A 19,795-nucleotide genomic window follows, 5' to 3' on the forward strand; every position below is an offset into this window, starting at 1 on the left:
TTATGAACCGCCCCAGGTTTCTGGACCAGCGGAGGCTGGAGTTTTCCGGCTTCATTCAAGGAGGCGGGCTGGTTGCGCCTCCCGAATTCATCAGCGAGATCGGGACCTTGTTGCTGATCGCACCATGAGGCCGTTCCTCATTATACAACACGACGACAGAACACCCACGGGACCGAGGTTCGCGAGCTTTTGTATCCGTGGCATCCCTGGTCCGGGCGGCTCGTTCACGTGCATGAGGCGGTGTCCAAAGGGACGCATGTTTTCCGCTGCAGCCTTTCTGGTTCTTCTTCTGGTCGACTTCTTGAGGTCCCGTCGTGGATGTTCGACCGATCAGTGAGTGGTTGTTGGCGCAGCCTGCCGGTTCCGCACGTCGATCTCGCAAGCCTGCATATTTTGGCAAGATTGCTGAAGGACGCTGATGTCTCATCGCAATCTTCGGTAATGGGCGCAGCATTGGTCTCTCACGAAACGAGTCGGAGAGATGTTCATGCCTCGCCAGCCCATGACATGCCAGTTCGATCTGTTCTCGGCCCCGCAGCGGGGAAAACGGCAGGGACGCCGCAATGGCCGGAGTTGCCGGAGGAGACCCGCCAAGCGTTGACGGTGCTCATCGTGCGGCTGTTCGTCGATCACGCAAAGTGCGGACATGCCTCCCAACAGAAGGAGGCCGATCATGATGCATGAGAAGATCGGGCCGCATCATCTGGAGCGGAAGGCCATCCTCTATGTTCGGCAGTCCTCGGCTCACCAGGTTCTGCATAATCGAGAGAGCAGCGCCCTCCAGTACGCCATGCGCGACCGTCTGGCAGCGCTTGGATGGTCACAAATAGAGACGGTGGATGACGACCTTGGTCGTTCGCCGCCGGCGGCGTGACCCGCGCTGGATTTGATCGGATGGTGGCGGAAGTCTGCCTTGGCAAGGTTGGCGCCGTGGCCGCGCGTGAGGTATCGCGTTTCGCCCGGAACAGCCGCGATTGGCAGCAACTCATCGAGATGTGCCGCGTTGTCGATACCGTCCTGGTCGACCAGGAAGCAGTTTATGCGCCCCGCCAGGGCAACGACCGCCTGCTCTTGGGTTTGAAGGGCAGCCTCAACGAGTATGAGCTCGATCTCTTGCGTCAGCGTTCCCTTTCCGCCCGCTATGAGAAGGCTCGCCGCGGTGAGCTCGTGGTCACTGTTCCGGCCGGCTTCGTGAAGACCGGTGACAGGATCGAGAAGGATCCCGACCGACGCATCCAGGAAGCCATCGCACTCGTCTTCGACAAGGTTGCCGAACTCGGCAGTGCGCGGCAGGCTCTGCTATGGTTCCTCGAGCAGGGGCTGGACCTGCCGGTCAGGTATACCAATGGTGACGTCATCTGGCGCAGGCCAAATTATGCCACCATCCACCGGATGATTGCGAACCCGATCTACGGAGGCGCTTACGCTTATGGTAAGAGTCGCTCCGTGCCCCGATACGATGGCCGGTCGGGAATTCGTCGCAAGGCGCGTGATGAATGGCTGGCGCTGATCCCGGATGCACATGAAGGTTACGTCAGTTGGGAACGGGCGGAGGAGATCCGCAAGATGGTAAGCGACAATGTGCCAGCCAGCCGCCATCACGGGGCGCCGAAGCACGGCGACGCTCTGCTTGCCGGCCTTTTCCGTTGCAAGAGATGCGGTCGAAAGCTGACCGTCCGGTACACCGGAAACAAGCATAACATTCCGCGCTATTCCTGTTGGCGTGGTCTACTCGATAATGGCGAACCACGTTGCATCGCCTTCGGCGGTCTGCGGGTCGATGATGCGATCGAGGAGGCGCTGCTCGGCGTAGTCGAACCAGGAGCCATTGCGGCCGCCGTTGAGGCGGAACGCAATATGGCCAGCCAACGCGATCAGGTTCAGGATGCCCTGCTACGCGACCTCGAGGCAGCACGCTATGTAGCCGACCGGGCATTCCGGCAATATGACGCGGCCGATCCGGAGAACAGACTTGTAACGTCAGAGCTCGAAGCGCGCTGGAATAGGACACTCGCACGCGTCGGCGAGATCGAGACCAGGATTGCCAAACATCGGACAGTTACGCCTCAGCCGTTCCCCATGTCCGCATCACAGGTAACCGCGCTTGCGGGAAACCTTCGCACCGTCTGGACGGCGCCGACAACCGATGCAAGGCTGAAGAAGCGCATCGTGCGCACGCTCATCAATGAAGTGGTCGCCGATCTCGATGATGGAACTTCTGAGATCGTCCTCGTCATTCATTGGGTTGGAGGCGTCCACACCGAGCTGCGCCTGCCGAAGCGACGCCGTGGCCAAAGAAACGCGACCCCTGACGACATTGTCGACGCTGTGAGACAGCTCGTCTTGCTCGCCAATGATGATGTGATTGCCGGTGTCCTCAATCGCAACGGACTGACAACTGGCAATGGCAATCGCTGGACACGGGAGCGGGTCACCGCGCTGAGGTCATATCGCAAGATTCCGGTCTTCCGTCCGCAGATCGACGGGGTCGAGCCATGGCTTAATCTGGGCGGTGCGGCGAAGTTACTCGGGATAACGCCAAAGACGCTGCGTCTGGCGGCCGAGGCTGGCGATATTGAGGGGGCTCATCCGCTACCCGATGGCCCATGGATCTTCAGCCGTTCAAAACTCGCGACCTCACAAGCACGTCAGATCCTCGATCGCGCCCGGCAGAACCCCCGACACCCCACAGGATCGCATCCAGATCAGGAAAGCTTATTCCCTTCAACAACATAGAAAGATGGGCGTTATGAAACAGAATTGTAGTATCGACGCCAATCCTCCATCTTTTCGCGGGCATCAGCAAGGGTCAGGAACCAATGCTGGTTCAGGCACTCCGCCCGGAAGCGGCCATTGAAAGCTTCAATAAAGGCGTTGTCCGTGGGCTTGCCTGGGCGAGAGAAGTCCAAGGTGACGCCTTTGGCATAGGCCCAAAGGTCGAGGTCGCGTGACACAAATTCAGTGCCCTGATCCACCCTGATCGTCTTCGGATAGCCAACTTTCCGGCATACTCGTTCCAGGGTTTGCACGACATCTTCACCGCGATAGCTGTGACGTGGATCAAGCACCGGTACATAACGCGAGTAGGTATCGACCACCGTCAAGACGCGCAGCTTCTTCCCAGTCGCGAGTTGGTCGTGAACAAAGTCCATGGCCCAAAGATCGTTCGGACCGACTGCCATTTGACGATCCTCCCGCAGCTTGGCTTTGACCCGGCGCTTCGGCGTCTTGTTGCGCAGTTGAAGACCCAAATCCTTGTAAATGCGATAGGTTCGCTTGATGTTTGTGCCCCAGCCCTCGCGTTCCAACAGCACATGCACACGACGATAGCCGTAACGGACACGGGTCTCGCAGATCTCTCGAATACGACGTTCCAAGCCGGCCTGATCGGCACGGCGAGAGGTGTAGTGGTAGGTCGAACGATCGAAGTTCAGCGCCCCGCAGGCGCGCCGGATCGAGATTGCCCAGTCCCGGCACATACCCTTCACCACCTCTCGCTTGCGAGCAGGCCTTAGAGCTTTCGCCGAATAACATCCTGCAACATCTCACGGTCCAGCGTCAGATCCGCGACGATCTTCTTCAGTCGCGCATTCTCGTCCTCGAGTTGCTTCAGCTTCTTCATCTCCGGCGGCAACATGCCGGCGTATTTTTTCTTCCAGTTGAAATAGGTCGCCTGGCTAATGCCCGCCTTCCGACAGATCTCCGCAACCGGCACACCTTCATCACCCTGCTTCAAAATGAACGCCTTTTGCGCGTCCGAAAACTGCGATGCCTTCATCGTCTTCCGTTCCTTTCCCAGCCAGGAAAATCCACCGGAAAACTCTAACCAAAACTGGTCCAGTTTGAAGGGTTCAGGTCACAAAACCGCCGGGACTCTAGTCGCCGCCGGGTGAAAGTTCCATGGCAGGTTAATGATTTCGGAGCATCCCGCCACAGACCTCACCCCCCATCCGCTACAGCCGCACTTCCGCTAAACGCATTGGCCAACTTCGCCGTCAGTCGCCTCGCGGGCGACGCCGATGGCTTCGATACCGAGCTGGCAGCAGAAATGCTTCCGCCCCTACGAGAGTCAAACATCGGCTGAGCGCTTATTCTGAACTGCGATAGCAGTTGGAAGAGAGCCTCGGCTTCGGATGCCAGGCTGTGAGCCGCGGCTGTGGCCTGTTCGACCATGGCTGCGTTCTGCTGCGTGCCTTGGTCCATCGTGTTCACCGAGGTGTTGATTTCCTTGAGGCCCGTTGCCTGCTCCTTTGAAGCTTCAACGATAGCCCCGACGTTGCCGTCGACCTGTTGGACTTGAGCGACGATCTCTTCCAGGGCTTTGCCGGTTTCGCCGACCAAGGATACGCCGCTTCTGACATGGTTGTTGGAGGTATTGATCAGATCCTTGATCTCTTTTGCGGCCTTCGCAGACCGCTGCGCTAGCTCACGCACTTCCTGGGCGACGACGGCGAAGCCTTTTCCGGCCTCGCCGGCGCGTGCGGCTTCAACCCCTGCATTCAATGCGAGGAGATTGGTCTGAAAGGCGATCTCGTCGATGACGCCGATGATATTGCCGATTTCGGTCGCAGAAGCTTCGATCTTGTCCATGGCTTCGACGGCACTGCGCACGACACGGCCTGAGTGCTCGGCACTCTCCTTTGTCTTGCGAACCAGGTGACCTGCTTCCTGCGCGCGGTTGCTGGAGCCTGACACGGTTATGGTGATCTCTTCCAGCGCTGCGGCGGTTTCTTCGACAGAGGCCGCCTGCTGTTCAGTCCTCTTGGCGAGATCGTCGGAGGCAGATCGAATTTCCTGTGCGCCCGATGCAATGGCGCTCGCATTCTCGGCGACCTTCTGCATCGCCAGCCGCAGTTTCTCCACTGCTTGGTTGAAATCGACCCGCAATTGGTCGAGCGAGGGAATGAACGGGCCGGCGATCTGGCGCGTAAGGTCGCCGTTCGCCAATCCCTGAAGGGCGTCCGCGAGCTGGTTCACCGCTGTATTGGTTTGTTCGGCAAGAGCTTCGCGTTCCGCCGCTTCCCTTTCCAGCCGTTTGCGCTCTTCGCCAGCACGCTTTGCATCCGCATCCGCGTCGCGTTCCGCTTTTGCCGAGATTGCGTCCCGGAGGGCCGCGACCGCGCGGGCCAGCATGCCGATCTCATCGCCGCGTTTTTCGAGCTTGCGATCGCCTTCCATATTGCCTTGTGCCATCGATACAAGCGAGGTCTGGAGCTTCGCCAGCGGTCCGACGATGGAGCGGGCGGTAAAGGCTGCCGCCACGCTTGCGAGCAAAATAGCAATCGCAAGTGCCGTGAGCGCGAGTGAGTTAAACCCTCCGGCGGCGCTTCGAACTTCGTTGCCGGTCGATTTGTTCAGGGCTTCCTGATAATCGATGAATTTGTTGATCGCCTTCAGCCAGGCAACGAACTGAGGCCTTGCCTGTTCCAGAAGGATCTTGCGGGCCGCTTCGCCATCGCCTTTTTCCTGACGGGCTATAATCTCGGCAACGAGCGGATTGGTCTTGGCCTGAACCGCCGCAATTTCATCGAGGATGGCTTTCTCCTCAGCCGTCGCACCGGCCGGTGAGGCAATCATATCCGCCATCTTCTTTTCATTGTCTGCATAGGTGGAGGCAAGTGTCTCGATAAGCTTGACCGCGACTTGCCGTTCTTCCGCGGAAGTCACGAGGGTCACGTCCCTGATTGCAATTGCTCGGTCATGAACACTGCCTCGGTAATTGATGGCAAAGCGCTGTTTCACGCTGTTGATGTCGTTGATGACGCCAAGATTGCGGTCGATCGTTTTGACCTGTCCGATCGAGTAGAGCGTCAAACCGATCATCAGAATGAGCAGGAAGCCAAATCCCACTGCTAGACGCGCGACAATGCCGAATGTTTTCCAATTTACCATATGCAGGTCCCCACCCCAGATTTGGAATGCTGCTGCCAGCGCTAAGCATCCGCGGGCGGCAGGAGCGAGGGAAGGTTGCGTCGGTTAGGATCTGCTATCGATCCCTCATCCCGAAAGTTTTTCTGGGCGCCGGATCATTCGCCCGCACTACGATTCCCATCTAGGGTTATTTTTTATGCGGCAACATAGTTGATATTGTGTAAATCAGTTCAATAGAATTTCGCGGGGCGCGAATACAACTCCAGGCGATGAGCATTTGACCTGAATTTGCTTGGAAATTTACTTCCAGAAAGTAGAGGTATACAGCTCAATCGGCACCTTATGCCGATGTTTTAATTTCACTTATTTCGAAACGGTATGAGGTTGCTTTTTGGTGTGAATTCCGGTCCGGCAAGCTGTGACCGGGATAGCTTCAAGCGACCTGTCAGCGGGATTTTTACAGGAGCTGTCTCACAGCTATTGGGTCTTTGGCTACTCAAGCCTACGGCGGAACAGCCACGAGGCGGCGCTGAGGGTTACCGCTGCGATCACTAGGAGCGGCCATGTCTGATTGAGGACCTCGCTGGGCGGAATATTCTTGAGGAAGACGCCTTTGACGATGACTAGGAAATAGCGCAGCGGATTGATCACGGTCAGCGGCTGCAGCCAGTCGGGCATGTTCTCGATTGGCGTGGCGAAGCCTGAAAGCAGCATGGCGGGAACGAGAAAGAGGAAAGCGCCGAGAATTGCTTGCTGCTGGGTCGCCGAAAGCGCCGAAATGAAGAGGCCGAGACCAGCGACGGAAGCGAGATAGAAGAGGGAACTGCCGTAGAGCAGGAGCAGCGAGCCTCGCAACGGCACGCCGAAGATGAAGATCGCCGCAAGGATGTAGACCGTCATGTGAAAGAGGCCGATCATCATCGGCGGGATGAACTTGCCGATCAGGATTTCATGGGTGCGCAAGGGCGACACCATGAGCTGGTCGAACGTACCGAGTTCGCGCTCGCGTGCAATGGAAAGAGCAGTGACGATGAGGCCGATGAGCATTGCAATGCTGGCAATCAGGTTCGGCACCATGAACCATTGAAAGATCAGGTTGGGATTGAACCAGTTGCGCGGCACGACGGCTACGGATCGCGCCGACGCGCGTGTTCCCGCCGGCGTTTCGGCGGAAAGGCTTGCAACGATCTGGTTGAGATAGCCGGCGACGATCTGCGAGGCGTTCGAACGTCGACCGTCGAGAATAATCTGCAGGTCGGCTGGCCTGCCAGCCTCGATATTCCGCGAGAAATCCGGGCCGACGACGAGGGCGGCGGTGACGCGCTGTCGGTCGACCGCATCGCGCATTTCGGCGAGGTCTTGGACCGATGAGATGCTGCGGAAAGTCGGTGAGCCTTCGATGCGCTGGACAAGTTCCTGGCCCCAGTGGCCGCTGTCGTGGTTCAGCAGCGCAATGTCGACGTTGCGTACCTCCAGGGTCGCCGCATAGGAAAAGACCAGAAGCTGTACGATCGGCGGCCCGATCAAGATCAAGCGGCTCTTTGGATCGCGCAGGACCGCCAGCAGCTCTTTGACGATGAGGGCCTTCAGCCTTGACCACCACACCTTAGGCGATCCTCTTTTTTGTGCTGCGCGCAGCAAGCAGGAAGAAGACGCAGCCGATGCCAAACATGACGGAGATCGCCCGTAGGAACATCGGCCAGATGTCGCCGGCGAGAAAGACCGTCTGCAGGCTGGGAATGAGGTAACGGGCCGGCACGATGAAGGTGATCCACTGGATGACGGTCGGCATTGAGTTGATCTCGAAAAGAAAACCGGAAAGCAGGAAGGCCGGCAGGAATGCGGAGATCAACGCAAGCTGCGAGGCGAGAAACTGGTTCTTGGTCGCAGCCGAGATCAACAGGCCCTGGCCCAGCGCCGGCATCAGGAAAACCGCCGACAAGGAATAAAGTGCCAGGACGGAGCCGCGGAACGGCACGCCGAAGAGGAAGACGGCGAGCAGGACGCAGATCGTCATCGAGGTCAGGCCAAGCACGAAATAGGGCAATAGCTTGCCGGCGAGCAGCTCAGTAGCCGTCACCGGTGTCGCCATCATCGCTTCCATCGTGCCGCGTTCCCATTCGCGCGCGACCACCAGCGATGTCAGCAATGTCCCCACCAGCGTCATGACGATCGCAATGGAACCCGGCACGAGAAAGGAACGGCTGGTAAGCTCGGGGTTGAACCAGAAGCGTTGTTCGACGGTGATGGCTGGGTTGCCTCCAACCGTTTGCGCCTGCCGTTGAAGCTGCCAGTTGGCGACGGCGCCCTGGGCATAGTTCTGCACGAAATTGGCGGTGTTGGGATCGGAGCCATCGACGATGACCTGAATTTGCGGGCGATTGCCCGCCATATAGGTCGCCGTGAAGTCCGCTGGTACGACGATGATGCCGCGGATGCGTGAAAGGACCAGGTCTTCCTCGAACTGTCGGCGGTCATGACCGCTGACCACCGAAAAATATCGGGATGCCCGGAAGCTTGCGGCGAGATCGCCGGTAAGCGGCGTTGTCTCCTCCATGACCACGCCGACCCGCGTCAACTTGGTATCAAGCGAAACGCCATAGCCGAACAGGAAGAGCAGGATTATCGGAAGCACGAAAGCGATCAGGATACTGCTCGGATCGCGCATGACCTGGAAACTCTCCTTGCGCACCAACGCAGCGAAGCGGCGGACGCGATCGCGCCGTGAGGAAGCCGTTGCCGTTGGGGACGGGGACATCATGCCGCCATCCTCTGCTCTGACGCCTGGACGAGGGCGATGAAGGCATCCTCCATGGTCGGATCGGGGTTTTCTGAATTGGCAACCCCGGCCTTCAATTCGTCAGGCGAGCCTAGCGCGATCGAGCGTCCGCGGTAGATCAGCGAAATGCGATCGCAATATTCGGCTTCGTCCATGAAATGTGTGGTGACGAGGACTGTGACACCCTTTTCGACGAGCGCATTGATATGGGTCCAGAATTCCCGCCGTGTGATGGGATCGACACCGGAGGTGGGCTCGTCGAGAAACAGCACCTCGGGCTCGTGCATCACCGCGCAGGCAAGGGCTAACCTCTGTTTCAGGCCAAGCGGCAGGTCCTTCGCCGACATGGATAGCCGAGAGCGAAAATCGAAGATCGATGTCATGAGGTCGACCCGCTCGCGTTTGTGCGTGCCACGCAGCCCATAGACTCCGGCGAAGAATTGCAGATTCTGCGAAACGCTGAGATCGCCGTAGAGCGAGAATTTCTGCGCCATGTAACCGAGACGATTGCGTGCCTCCGCGGTGTCGCGACGCAAGTCGAAACCCGCAATCCGGCCTTCGCCGTTCGTCGGCTTCAACAGGCCACAGAGCATCTTGAACGTTGTGGATTTGCCGGCGCCGTTCGGACCGAGCAGTCCGAAGATCTGACCGCGCGGGATGTCGAAGGTGATGTTGTCGGCCGCGGTGAAATCGCCGAAACGCTTGGTCAAGGCATGTGCCTCGATCACCGGTTTGTCGCCTTCGACGGCAAAGCTGCGCTGCGTCTCGGCCAGTTGCGAGCGTCCGCCGGGTCCGCCGCCAAGCATGTCGATGAATGCGTCCTCGAAACGCGGCTCTGCAGCCGTGACTTCGGCATCGCCGGCCGCCGAAAACCCGCTTTGTCTGTCCTTGACAGTAACAAGCCTTATTGCCTCTCCTTGAATGACGCCGTCGACCACGCCGTCTTCGTCAAGGAGTTTCGTCAGCATCTGGCGACGCCTGCCCGCAATGCCACTGATGCGAAAAACGCGGCCGGCGACCCGTGCGGTCAGTTCCTTCGGCTCGCCGGCAAAAAGCAACTTGCCTTCGCTGAGCAGGAACACGCGATCGCAGGCCTCGGCTTCGTCGAGATAGGCGGTCGACCAGACGACGCCGACACCTTCTTCCGTCAGGTTTTCGACCATGTTCCAGAGATCGCGCCGCGAAATGGGATCGACGCCGACACCGGGCTCGTCAAGAAGCAACAGCTTTGGTTTCTTAAGAAGCGCGCAGGCAAGGCCGAGCTTCTGCTTCATGCCGCCGGAAAGCTTGCCGGCGAGGCGCCCGGTAAAGCGTTTGAGGTCGGTAAAGGTAAGCAGCTCGTCGAAAGTAGCAGTTCTTTCCTGCCTCGGAAGCCCGCGCAGATCGGCATAGAGATCGAGATTTTCCTGAACCGACAGGTCCTCGTAGAGGCCGAAGCGCTGTGGCATATAGCCAATTCCTGCCTGGATCGCAGCGGCATCATTGCGCGTGTCGAAGCCAAGAACCTGCACTGTGCCACTTTCCGGCAGCATAAGCCCCGTCATCAGGCGGATGAGCGTCGTCTTGCCGGCGCCATCCGGGCCGACGAGGCCGGTTATCTCGCCGCCGCGGACCGCGCCGGTAATGGCATCAAGCGCCGGTTTTGCCGCGTCAAACCGTTTTGTGACCTCATCGAGCCGGACAAGGTCGCCGCTACCGCCGCTGTCGACCGCCTCGCTCATTTTTCCGCCGTTTGCAATGTCGGGAAGTGAAGGGTTACCGGCATGCCCTGGCGCAGGTCGGGTCCGGGCTTGTCAATGGTGACCCGCAGCCGATAGACGAGATCCGTGCGCAATTCGGGCGTCTCCACCGATTTCGGTGTGAATTCAGCAACAGGCGAAATGAATCCGATGGTGCCGTCATAAGCTTCGTCCGGCTTCGTGTCGGAGGTCACTTTGACCTTCATACCGGGGTGGATCCGGCCGAGATCCGGCTCGGCGACATAGCCGCGGACCCAGACAGGCTCGGTCAGCGATAGCACGAAGACTGGATCGGTCGGCGCCACGATCGCCCCTGGCTCCTGCACACGTGACAGGATCACACCGTCATTCGGTGCACGCAATTCGGTATCGCCGAGTGATGTGCGTGCTGTCGCGAGCGTAGCTTCGGCCGCTTTTAGCTGCGCATCCGCTGCGGCGATATCTTCGGCGCGGCTTCCCTCTTCCAGCAACTTCAGCGCCTGATTGGCCGAATCCACCCGTGCTGCCGCCATAGCCCGCGCCGCAGTCGCTTGATCCAGGGTGGCTTCGGATATGTTTCCGGAGGGCCGCAACTGCTTGGCGCGATCGTAGGCCAGATTGGCGTTTTCCAGATCGGCAAGCTGCTCTTGATAAGAGGCACGCGCCTGCGCGATTTCCGTCGGCCGCGCCCCGGCCTTGAGCTTGTCGAGCGTGGCGCGCAATGCCGCGGCATTGGCCTCGGCTGAGCGGACGGCATAATCATAGGGCTCCGCGTCGAGCCGGGCGAGCACCGTGCCGCGCTTTACGACGTCGCCCTCATCGACAAGAGCCTCACTCAGCTTGCCATTGACGCGAAATGCAAGCGAAACCTGGCGGATGTCGACATTGCCGTAGAGCACGAACTCCTTTTGCTCCTGCCATTTCCAGCCGAGTTTTGCCGGCGCGTCGGACCACCAGGCGGCTGCGCCCGCGGCTATGACGACAACGACGGCAATCGGAATGATCCTGTTCACGATATTTCTCCTTTCGCCGGCCCGAGGGCGGCGACAAGCCTGCGCGCATGCTGCTGCAATCTGACGATCTCCTTCTCACCGATCGCATCCCATTCCATCTGAGCGAGCACGGCCGCATTGGCCATTCTGAAAACCATGAGACTGCCAACGAAAGATAGGCAACGTAGGCGCACATTTTCCGATGCGGGATCATCGGCGATGACCGCCCCGATCAGTCGTCGCCCAAGGGCAATCATCGGTCCCATGATACCGGAATAGACCCGTTCGAATGCCGCGGTCGGTTCCATCTGCTCGCGAATGATGAAACGCGCCCACGCTTCGGATTTCTTGCTGACGAACAGGACGACCATCGTCTCGACGATCTCGTTCAGAAAGAGCCGCGCCTGGGCTTCGCCGAGCGGCATACCCGTTCTGTCGAGCGTCGCGATTTGCTCGGCAATTCTTTGCCGCATGCCGCCGACATGCTGACTGATCATGTCGGCGAGATATTCCGCCGTGGCGATATAGAGCCCTTCCTTACTCCCGAAATAATAGGGGATCGCCTGAAGGTTCACGCCAGCCGCGTTGGTGATCTTGCGCGTCGAGGCACCGTCGAAGCCGTATCGACCGAAAACGTCGAGGGCATTTTCAAGCAGTTTCTCACGCGTGATGTCGCTGCGCGCAGCCTCGGGTTTTGTATCTTTCCTTTGTCTCATATTCCCATAATGAGCCAATTTTGAAATAAGTCAATCGATTGACTGAAATTGGCGCAAGCTTCTGGGCTCGGCTGCTTTCGGTTCGCAGCACCAGCAGTCTCCATGTTGAGCAGGATCGTTGCTACGCCGTGGATCTGTCGGCAGATCCCGTTGCTACGCCGTGGATCTCTCGGCAGACCCCGTTGCGCATGCCCATGAGTCCAAAGGCAGAAATATTGGATTAGCAATTGCAGAAATGGACGCTGCGGCAAATTTCGGGATGCGTGGCTAACGACACGTCCCGGTTAATCTTTTAGAAAATAAGCATAATCGCAGTGCAGTTAAGACAGAAATGCAGGACAAATCTACAACTAGTCAACCTTCAGGGGGACGTCTCATGGAACCTAACCGACCCACAACAATACAGATCAGCGCCCCTCAACATGCCGCGAATAATCCATATCGCGTCATTGAGCGCGAAGAGGTGCTTGCCGAAGCATTCCGCGAATTCGTGCTGACGGCAGTCGCTGCAGGTTGGAAGGAATCGGAGGTCGCTTTGACCTTGGCCGATATCGCAGATGACTACGTTATGGCGCTCGCTCGAAGAGTTGCAGCAAATTAGTATTGAGTTCCATCTGCGTTCGTCCGTGGTATCCGCAAGATGGCTGCTAACAACTCTTCATCCAGCCGGCCGGCAAGTCGATTAAGATGAGATGGCTTGCCGGCCGTGCACATGGCGCAGTAAAAATCGGATTCCGTCGCGTCATCATCCATCGAGTTCGCAGGAAAAGCCCTGCGCACTTGCCGATAGGGTCAACTCCGCCGAGCGCGAAAATCAACATTTCCGTAGTGACGGTCGCCCATGCCTGCTAACCTTTGCTCATGGCCATCAAAGGTGATTTATCCCGCTCTCCGATTGCGATCCCTGAGAGTTTTTGGCATGTCGCCTACAATGCCGATCATTACCCGGGTGCTCCTGGGTTGACGGGCGTACAAGGTGGAGCGAACTGCCAACAATATGCCTACTCGATCCTCCGGCATTTCGGGTTCAGCATCCCAGATTTTCGATCAAGTGACCTGTGGGCCGATCAAACATTCACACGCGTTTCGCCTGTGATGGTGCCTCTCGGACTGATACTTGTTCACAGCAAGCCAACAAGCTTTGGAGCGCATGTCGGCCTTTGCCTCGGGGGAGGGCTGATCCTTCATCTTTCTCGCCGCATCGGTGTGCCCGCCATCGAAAGACTGGCAGAGCTTCGGGATCGGGACGAATACCGCCATCTGATCGGAATTAAGGTTCTGTTTGATCGACGGCAGGGAGCCTGATTTCCTGGGCTGAAGCGAAGAACTATGCGGATGAAGCTATTGTACGACCTTCAATTTGATCAAATTGTCGAACGTCTTCCGGTTGATTTCGAGGTCTTGCGCCGTGACGCCGCTTCCGAAGGCCGGCGATTTATTGAACGACTGCATGATGAATGGCAGAGTGGCGAGCAGCGCTTCAATCAGGCGCACGAGGTTCTACTGGCCGTCAGGGTAGACCGCGGCTTGGCGGGAGTTGGAGGCATGACGGTCGATCCTGATTTGCCATCCGCCATGCGCATGCGGCGCTTCTTCATACGTCCGGCCTATCGTCGTTGTGGCCTGGGACGACAACTGGCAGCGGCGATCCTGAACCGGACAATCCCGAAGGGCACTATTGTTACGGTGAATGCGGACAATGCCGACGCGGCCGCGTTTTGGGAGGCTCTGGGTTTTCGACGCGACCCCCAGCTTGGCCACTCCCATTGGCTCCCTTGGGAGCGTGGGTCTCATGTGCTCCTGACCTGAGCTAAGTCAGCAAAGCTTGGATTATGATCGCCACAAAGAACGCGAGGATAACGGCTGCAGCCATCATGGTGACTTGGCGATTGGCTCGTTGAAGGACGCGAGATTGTCGCCCCTGTTTCATGCGAAGGCGACGCCCTCGGACAGGGCCCGTATTCGAACGGATTTGCTCTTTTTTCCCGGACATATCTGCCTCCCTGCAGATGCGAGCTGTTTGAATATAGCAGCCGATATTCAGGAGGCCAAAGTTTCGCGCACTCCGCCGGAGGAACGGTGCCAGCTTATCGCGCCCCGGCCGAGGAGGGGGTATTTTTCCATCTACTTGTGTTTGCCGCCACCGTGTCCTTTTCCAGAGGAGGCGCTAGATCGATTGCCTGTGATGGTTGCGTCCGCCGGTGCAGAATTGTCCTCTATCAATGAGTTCGCTTGATACCCCTGCACGTTTGCTTTCTGTAGGCCAGGATTACCTTCAACGGCGGCGCAGCTATAGGAGGTGGAAACGCCGTGCCTGATGAGAGTGTCGCTGCCGGCGCCGTTGTGGACGAAGACAATGTCGTGTCCGACGAGTCGCGCCGTCTTCTTGGTGAGTTTCTCCTTTTTCATTTGAAAGAAAGTGCCGTCGACTTCAATGATTTGCTTCTGCCACATCACGCGAACGTGCGGGTTTCCATTGCACTCCTGAAAGGCGTAGGCAGTGTCGCAGGCGAGGCCGGTAATAACAAACAAAGTTGCTACGAGGCGCACTTTCGGTCCCTCCGTATTTTTTACTTCAAGGACAATAAATTATGCTTGACGTTTATTAAATTATGAAGCTAACGCGCGGTAAAGTAGCCTACGGTGATTAGTCCAAAGAGGCTCCATAAGGACTGCTGTATAAGGGCTAAGGCGTTGTGTTTCCGACGCTCCGCTTGCGCGAAGTCGTCGACGAATTCAAAGCGAAACTGGGCGCTATCGACCCTCCTCGCAGGATCTGTCTAATGCGAAGAAATTTGGCGGGAAGGCAGGGGATGCGCCGGCTTGCACTGGGCAGTGACCCGTTATTCGGGTCGACCCAGCCGGTTCTCGTCATCGATCAGGGTCAGCCGCGCCGAAGCACTCGCGCCCCAGGTCCAAAGGACGAGATTCATGTCGTCCGCCGTTGCACCGGGGGCAAAACTCCTGACGAGCAGACCTTGATAGCCAGCGGCGGCTAGCCGCCGGGCAAAGCGCTGAGTTCTCGCCTCGCCGGTCGCCTTCATCTGGTCGCGCCACGTTGGGTCGGCAATTGCATCTGCATCCATCCCTTCCGCCTGCAGGGCATCTTCGTCGCGACTATTGAAGACCTTCTCTAACGCGGCGTCGTATGAGACGAGTGTCGTCGGTTGCAAACTGCCGACCTGATTGGCTTCGCGTAGCGCCGTCAGGACCGACAGCGATGTATAGAGCGCCGGCATTCCTTTCGGATTGAACCGACCGCCATAGAGTTCAGCTCCGCGGCCCGAGAGCGGTTGGCGCGCATAGATCGGGTTCAGCGCCCGGTAGAGCTTTCCTTCATAGCGCATCGAGCGGGACTATGCGTGAACGCCGGCGTCGATTGCGTCGATATAGTCGAGCACTTCATCGCCACGTCCGTCGCGCACCAACTGCATGGCCGTCTGGCCAGAAAATCCGGGCAGTGGCTCGGAGCGATACCAGGCATAGGCCATCAGGGCCGAGCCGAAACGCGGTTCGACCTTGTTGACGACCTCGATCATTTCGCGCAAGCGCCGCTGCGTCTTATCAGAGCGGATCCGGTCCTTGCGCTGGATCGCATCCTTGCCGAGGCCGGCTGTACGAGCGATTTCCTCGCTGGTCGTGCGGAAGGCATCCGCGATCTTCCGTGGTGCGAACAACCCGTCATCCGCATATTGGGCGAGACCCATTTCTCTCACCTCCAATTCGAAATGCCAATTATTATGACGTTATATAGCGTCAAAATTGGCGGCATTCAAGCCGATGGAGTGACGCGGCGCATATTCGGGCGAGTTTTGCCTCGCATGACACTCGGGCGCGGCTGGAGCTCAGCCGCGCCCGAGTGGCTTTCTGTCCGGATCAGGCGATATCGAAACGATCCGCGTCCATCACCTTCGTCCAGGCCGCCACGAAGTCGCGCACGAACTTCTCTTGCGTGTCGCTCTGGCCATAGACCTCTGCAAGTGCCCGAAGCTGGGAGTTCGAACCGAATACGAGGTCGACGCGGGTGCCGGTCCACTTGATATCGTCCGTTCCGCGGTCGCGTCCCTCGAAGACATATTTCGAGTCCGCCGAAGCCTTCCATACCGTGCTCATGTCGAGCAGGTTGACGAAGAAATCGTTGGTGAGCGTTTCAGGACGCTTGGTGAAAACACCGTGCTGGGATTGTCCAGCATTGGCGTTCAACACGCGCAGGCCACCGACCAGGACGGTCATCTCCGGCGCGGTCAGCGTCAGAAGCTGCGCCTTGTCGATCAGCAACTCCTCGGGCGAAATGGAGTATTCGCCCTTCTGATAGTTGCGGAATCCGTCGGCGATCGGTTCCAGAACGGCAAAGGAGCTCACATCGGTCTGCTCCTGCGTCGCGTCGGTGCGGCCCGGCGTGAAGGGAACTTCGATGTCATGACCGGCATTCTTGGCGGCCTTTTCGACGGCGGCTGCGCCACCAAGGACGATCAGGTCCGCGAGCGATACCTTCTTGCCACCCGACTGGCCGTCGTTAAACGCCTTCTGGATGCCTTCGAGCGTCTCGAGGACGGTCGCGAGCTGGGCCGGCTGGTTGACCTCCCAATCCTTCTGCGGCGAAAGACGAATGCGCGCGCCGTTCGCTCCACCGCGCTTGTCGGAACCGCGGAAGGTCGCGGCCGAAGCCCAGGCGGTCGTAACCAGTTGCGAGATGGAAAGGCCCGATGCGAGGATCTTGTCTTTGAGGCCGGCGATGTCCTTCGCGTCGATCAGGTGATGATCGACGGCAGGAATGGGATCCTGCCAGATCAGCTCCTCGGACGGAACTTCCGGACCGAGATAACGCACACGAGGGCCCATGTCGCGGTGGGTCAGCTTGAACCACGCGCGGGCAAAGGCATCCGCGAACTGATCCGGATTTTCAAAGAAGCGGCGCGAGATCTTTTCGTAGGCCGGGTCGAAGCGCAAGGCGAGGTCAGTGGTCAGCATGGCGGGTGCATGACGCTTGGACTTATCGTGCGCGTCCGGGATGGTACCGGCACCAGCACCGTGCTTCGGGGTCCACTGGTGTGCACCAGCCGGGCTCTTCGTCAGTTCCCATTCATAGCCGAACAGGTTCCAGAAGAAGTTGTTGCTCCATTTCGTCGGTGTCGTGGTCCAGGTAACTTCCAGGCCGCTGCTGATCGTATGACCGCCCTTGCCCGTTTCGAAGCTGCTCTTCCAGCCGAAGCCCTGTTCTTCGATGCCGGCACCTTCCGGCTCCGCACCGACGTGGGCGGCATCGCCGGCGCCGTGGGTCTTGCCGAAGGTATGTCCGCCTGCAATGAGGGCGACCGTCTCTTCGTCATTCATGGCCATGCGCGCGAAAGTCTCGCGGATGTCCTTGGCGGCGGCAAGCGGATCGGGATTGCCGTTCGGGCCTTCCGGATTGACGTAGATCAAGCCCATCTGCACGGCGGCAAGCGGGGTTTCGAGGTCGCGTTCACCGGAGTAGCGCTTGTCGGCAAGCCATGTGTCCTCGGCGCCCCAGTAGACGTCTTCTTCGGGCTCCCAGACGTCCGGACGACCGCCGGCAAATCCGAATGTTTTGAAGCCCATCGATTCCAGGGCAACGTTGCCGGTGAGGATCATCAGGTCGGCCCAGGAGATTCTGTTGCCGTATTTCTGCTTGATCGGCCAAAGCAACCGGCGCGCCTTGTCGAGGTTTACGTTATCAGGCCAACTGTTGAGCGGCGCGAAACGCTGCTGACCGGCTCCCGCGCCGCCGCGGCCGTCGCCGGTGCGGTAGGTGCCGGCACTGTGCCAGGCCATGCGGATGAAAAGCGGACCGTAATGGCCAAAGTCGGCGGGCCACCAATCCTGCGAATCCGTCATCAGGGCATGGAGGTCCTGTTTGACGGCGTTAAGGTCGAGCTTCTTGAATTCCTCGGCATAATTGAATGCCGGGCCTAGAGGATTCGACAGCGCAGAGTTCTGGTGGAGAATTTTCAGGTTCAACTGGTTCGGCCACCAGTCCCGGTTTGATCTGCCGCCATGGGCCGTGTGGGTGTGCACCACCGGACATTTGCCGGCTGTATCGGCTTTCGTATCCATATTTCTCTCCCTCGTGATTACTTGAATTGAGCCGTCCAGAGGGCATCATCGTGGATCCTCTGAAAAGCAGTCCGGTTTCATGTTCGGCACGGTCACGAAGTGCCAGACACATGAAATGTCCTTTTTATTTGCAAGCAGACCGTCCCGACAGCGAGCTTGGGACGCACCGGTGTTTCCGGACAGTCTGGACGTCAACGAGCTGCACATCGTCCGTGGCCATTTTATGAGCCAGGCGTGACAATGGCTACACCTCATCGGCGCTTTACGGACTATAGCCAAGCAGTTCCATTAATTTAAGTTGGATTTACTGATTGCGGCGATAAGGTAGGGTTATGACGAATTTGACACTCAAGCAGCTTCGCTATTTCGAGGCGCTGGCACGACAAGGTCACTTCGGGCGCGCGGCAGATGTCTGCGCGATCTCCCAGCCTGCCTTGTCGATGCAGATCAAGGAACTGGAAGAATCGCTGGGCACAGAGCTCTTCGAAAGAGGCGCACGCCAGGTTCGGTTGACCAGTTTCGGGGAAGCGTTTGTACTGCGCGTCCGCGATATCCTTCGCTCGGTCGATGAGCTCGCAGATATGGCGCGTGCCTCGCAGAATCGGCTCGTTGGGCGGTTGCGCCTGGGGATCATTCCGACGATCGCGCCCTATCTGCTGCCGGCAATCATCGGCAATTTGACGCGCATGCATGACGGGCTCGACATTCACGTCCGCGAGACGCAGACCTCGAAGCTGGTGCAGGAACTGGCGGAGGGCCGGCTTGATGCGGCAATCGTTGCGTTGCCCGTATCCGAACCCTCGTTGACCGAGATCACGCTGTTTTCGGAAAATTTCGTGTTGGTTCGGCCGAGCGAGGATGAAGGCAAGCCGGTACCCAATCGCGAAGCGCTGCGCGAGATGAGGCTGCTTCTGCTGGAAGAGGGCCATTGTTTTCGCGATCAGGCCTTGTCGTTCTGTAATCTGTCTTCGGCAGTGCCGCGGGAGCTGATGGATGGCAGCTCTCTGTCCACGCTGGTCCAAATGGTCAGCGCCGGCATTGGTGTCACCCTGATCCCGGAAATGGCAGTAGCGGTGGAGACGCGTTCGGCGCCCGTGTCCATCGCCCATTTTCATAATGTTGAACCATCGCGAACGATCGGCATGATCTGGCGAAAGACCAGCCCCCTGACCAAACAGTTCCTCGAGATATCCGAAGTCGTTCGCCAATCAGCCGAGGCGATGCGCGAGCGGCACAAGTCGCTTTCGCGGCCGCACGATCCAGGATTGAGCACTCGCATGCCGGCCGTTGACAGCCGTACAGCCAATGACGCATCGCCAATCGGTTCATCCCGGTGATGACTGAGCGCATGAAGCTTTGCTTTGGCTCATATCAAACTTGAATTGTGATGTTCAGGGATCATCTACGCGTCGACATTGCGATGAAGCACGCGACGGTAATCAGCAGCGTGCCAATGAGCCGGGCGGGGTCTGCGCAGCGGCCATGCCGCCAGAAAAATTGACACCGTTAAAAGCATTCAAGAATGATATTGCCGAACACTCTCGATTGTTTGCAACAAATGCGTGTGAAAATTTATGGTAGTATTTACAAAGCCTTGGCAGTTGAAGACAACCCTAAATCCATGTAGAATTTAATGTCTTAAAA

15 protein-coding genes and 2 pseudogenes are annotated in these 19,795 nt (G+C 58.3%); 6 read left to right on the forward strand and 11 right to left on the reverse strand.

Going from position 1 to position 19,795, the window contains the following annotated elements:
* Positions 1-228 precede the first annotated feature (228 nt).
* Both QA648_RS22110 and QA648_RS22115 read left to right on the forward strand, forming a co-directional pair.
* Complete coding sequence (locus tag QA648_RS22110; protein WP_283053691.1) at positions 229-684, forward strand: hypothetical protein; 456 nt, start codon at positions 229-231, stop codon at positions 682-684.
* Positions 674-2,736, forward strand: a pseudogene (locus QA648_RS22115) (recombinase family protein). Before QA648_RS22110 ends, QA648_RS22115 begins: the two are co-directional and overlap by 11 nt.
* Positions 2,737-2,759: 23 nt before the next feature.
* Here the strand turns inward: QA648_RS22115 and QA648_RS22120 are convergent.
* The 7 genes and pseudogenes from QA648_RS22120 to QA648_RS22150 all read right to left on the reverse strand — a co-directional run.
* A pseudogene (locus QA648_RS22120) lies at positions 2,760-3,778 on the reverse strand (IS3 family transposase); the annotation flags it as partial.
* 161 nt (positions 3,779-3,939) lie between these two features.
* Positions 3,940-5,892, reverse strand: a complete 1,953-nt coding sequence (locus QA648_RS22125) for a methyl-accepting chemotaxis protein (protein ID WP_283053692.1) — start codon at positions 5,890-5,892, stop codon at positions 3,940-3,942.
* Positions 5,893-6,363: 471 nt separating this feature from the next.
* Positions 6,364-7,476 (reverse strand): ABC transporter permease, encoded by a 1,113-nt coding sequence (locus QA648_RS22130; protein ID WP_260304120.1) that lies wholly within the window; start codon positions 7,474-7,476, stop codon positions 6,364-6,366.
* Position 7,477: 1 nt separating this feature from the next.
* Positions 7,478-8,629: an ABC transporter permease gene (locus QA648_RS22135; RefSeq protein ID WP_283054235.1), complete on the reverse strand. Its 1,152-nt coding sequence runs from the start codon at positions 8,627-8,629 to the stop codon at positions 7,478-7,480.
* Complete coding sequence (locus tag QA648_RS22140; RefSeq protein ID WP_283053693.1) at positions 8,629-10,371, reverse strand: ATP-binding cassette domain-containing protein; 1,743 nt, start codon at positions 10,369-10,371, stop codon at positions 8,629-8,631. The genes QA648_RS22135 and QA648_RS22140 overlap by 1 nt, the downstream gene beginning before the upstream one ends.
* Entirely contained in the window at positions 10,368-11,381 is a 1,014-nt protein-coding gene (hlyD, locus tag QA648_RS22145) for a secretion protein HlyD (RefSeq protein ID WP_260304117.1), read from the reverse strand. The genes QA648_RS22140 and hlyD overlap by 4 nt, the downstream gene beginning before the upstream one ends.
* Positions 11,378-12,076 (reverse strand): CerR family C-terminal domain-containing protein, encoded by a 699-nt coding sequence (locus QA648_RS22150; protein WP_283053694.1) that lies wholly within the window; start codon positions 12,074-12,076, stop codon positions 11,378-11,380. The genes hlyD and QA648_RS22150 overlap by 4 nt, the downstream gene beginning before the upstream one ends.
* A 376-nt stretch (positions 12,077-12,452) precedes the next feature.
* On the opposite strand from QA648_RS22150, the gene QA648_RS22155 reads away from it, so the two are divergent.
* The 3 genes from QA648_RS22155 to QA648_RS22165 all read left to right on the forward strand — a co-directional run bounded on the left by QA648_RS22155 (position 12,453) and on the right by QA648_RS22165 (position 13,885).
* Positions 12,453-12,677 carry a hypothetical protein gene (locus tag QA648_RS22155; RefSeq protein ID WP_104827142.1) on the forward strand — a complete coding sequence of 75 codons (225 nt, stop codon included), beginning with the start codon at positions 12,453-12,455 and terminating at the stop codon, positions 12,675-12,677.
* A gap of 260 nt (positions 12,678-12,937) precedes the next feature.
* Positions 12,938-13,381: a hypothetical protein gene (locus QA648_RS22160; RefSeq protein ID WP_283053695.1), complete on the forward strand. Its 444-nt coding sequence runs from the start codon at positions 12,938-12,940 to the stop codon at positions 13,379-13,381.
* A 30-nt stretch (positions 13,382-13,411) separates the two neighbouring features.
* Entirely contained in the window at positions 13,412-13,885 is a 474-nt protein-coding gene (locus QA648_RS22165) for a GNAT family N-acetyltransferase (RefSeq protein ID WP_283053696.1), read from the forward strand.
* Between the two features lie 315 nt (positions 13,886-14,200).
* Here QA648_RS22165 and QA648_RS22170 read toward each other — a convergent pair whose 3' ends face one another.
* From QA648_RS22170 to katG, 4 genes are all read right to left on the reverse strand, one after another.
* Positions 14,201-14,626: a hypothetical protein gene (locus QA648_RS22170; RefSeq protein WP_283053697.1), complete on the reverse strand. Its 426-nt coding sequence runs from the start codon at positions 14,624-14,626 to the stop codon at positions 14,201-14,203.
* Positions 14,627-14,919: 293 nt separating this feature from the next.
* Positions 14,920-15,423, reverse strand: a complete 504-nt coding sequence (locus tag QA648_RS22175) for an RES domain-containing protein (protein WP_283053698.1) — start codon at positions 15,421-15,423, stop codon at positions 14,920-14,922.
* Positions 15,424-15,432: 9 nt separating this feature from the next.
* Positions 15,433-15,783, reverse strand: coding sequence for an MbcA/ParS/Xre antitoxin family protein (locus QA648_RS22180; RefSeq protein WP_260304111.1), 351 nt, complete (start codon positions 15,781-15,783; stop codon positions 15,433-15,435).
* A gap of 169 nt (positions 15,784-15,952) precedes the next feature.
* Positions 15,953-18,151 carry a catalase/peroxidase HPI gene (gene katG / locus QA648_RS22185; protein WP_283053699.1) on the reverse strand — a complete coding sequence of 733 codons (2,199 nt, stop codon included), beginning with the start codon at positions 18,149-18,151 and terminating at the stop codon, positions 15,953-15,955.
* Positions 18,152-18,483: 332 nt separating this feature from the next.
* Between katG and QA648_RS22190 the strand changes: the two genes are divergently transcribed.
* Complete coding sequence (locus QA648_RS22190) at positions 18,484-19,488, forward strand: hydrogen peroxide-inducible genes activator (RefSeq protein WP_283053700.1); 1,005 nt, start codon at positions 18,484-18,486, stop codon at positions 19,486-19,488.
* The last annotated feature ends 307 nt before the right edge of the window (positions 19,489-19,795 follow it).

Origin of the sequence: Rhizobium sp. CB3171 (assembly GCF_029714265.1) — a bacterium.
Classification (GTDB): Bacteria; Pseudomonadota; Alphaproteobacteria; order Rhizobiales; family Rhizobiaceae; genus Rhizobium.

Bases quoted from the DNA above. Each gene is read 5' to 3' on its own strand.
- QA648_RS22125 (WP_283053692.1), bottom strand. From the start codon at position 5,892: ATGGTAAATTGGAAAACATTCGGCATTGTCGCGCGTCTAGCAGTGGGA.
- QA648_RS22135 (WP_283054235.1), bottom strand. From the start codon at position 8,629: ATGTCCCCGTCCCCAACGGCAACGGCTTCCTCACGGCGCGATCGCGTC.
- QA648_RS22140 (WP_283053693.1), bottom strand. From the start codon at position 10,371: ATGAGCGAGGCGGTCGACAGCGGCGGTAGCGGCGACCTTGTCCGGCTC.
- QA648_RS22150 (WP_283053694.1), bottom strand. From the start codon at position 12,076: ATGAGACAAAGGAAAGATACAAAACCCGAGGCTGCGCGCAGCGACATC.
- QA648_RS22155 (WP_104827142.1), top strand. From the start codon at position 12,453: ATGGAACCTAACCGACCCACAACAATACAGATCAGCGCCCCTCAACAT.
- QA648_RS22160 (WP_283053695.1), top strand. From the start codon at position 12,938: ATGGCCATCAAAGGTGATTTATCCCGCTCTCCGATTGCGATCCCTGAG.
- QA648_RS22165 (WP_283053696.1), top strand. From the start codon at position 13,412: ATGAAGCTATTGTACGACCTTCAATTTGATCAAATTGTCGAACGTCTT.
- QA648_RS22175 (WP_283053698.1), bottom strand. From the start codon at position 15,423: ATGCGCTATGAAGGAAAGCTCTACCGGGCGCTGAACCCGATCTATGCG.
- QA648_RS22180 (WP_260304111.1), bottom strand. From the start codon at position 15,783: ATGGGTCTCGCCCAATATGCGGATGACGGGTTGTTCGCACCACGGAAG.
- katG (WP_283053699.1), bottom strand. From the start codon at position 18,151: ATGGATACGAAAGCCGATACAGCCGGCAAATGTCCGGTGGTGCACACC.
- QA648_RS22190 (WP_283053700.1), top strand. From the start codon at position 18,484: ATGACGAATTTGACACTCAAGCAGCTTCGCTATTTCGAGGCGCTGGCA.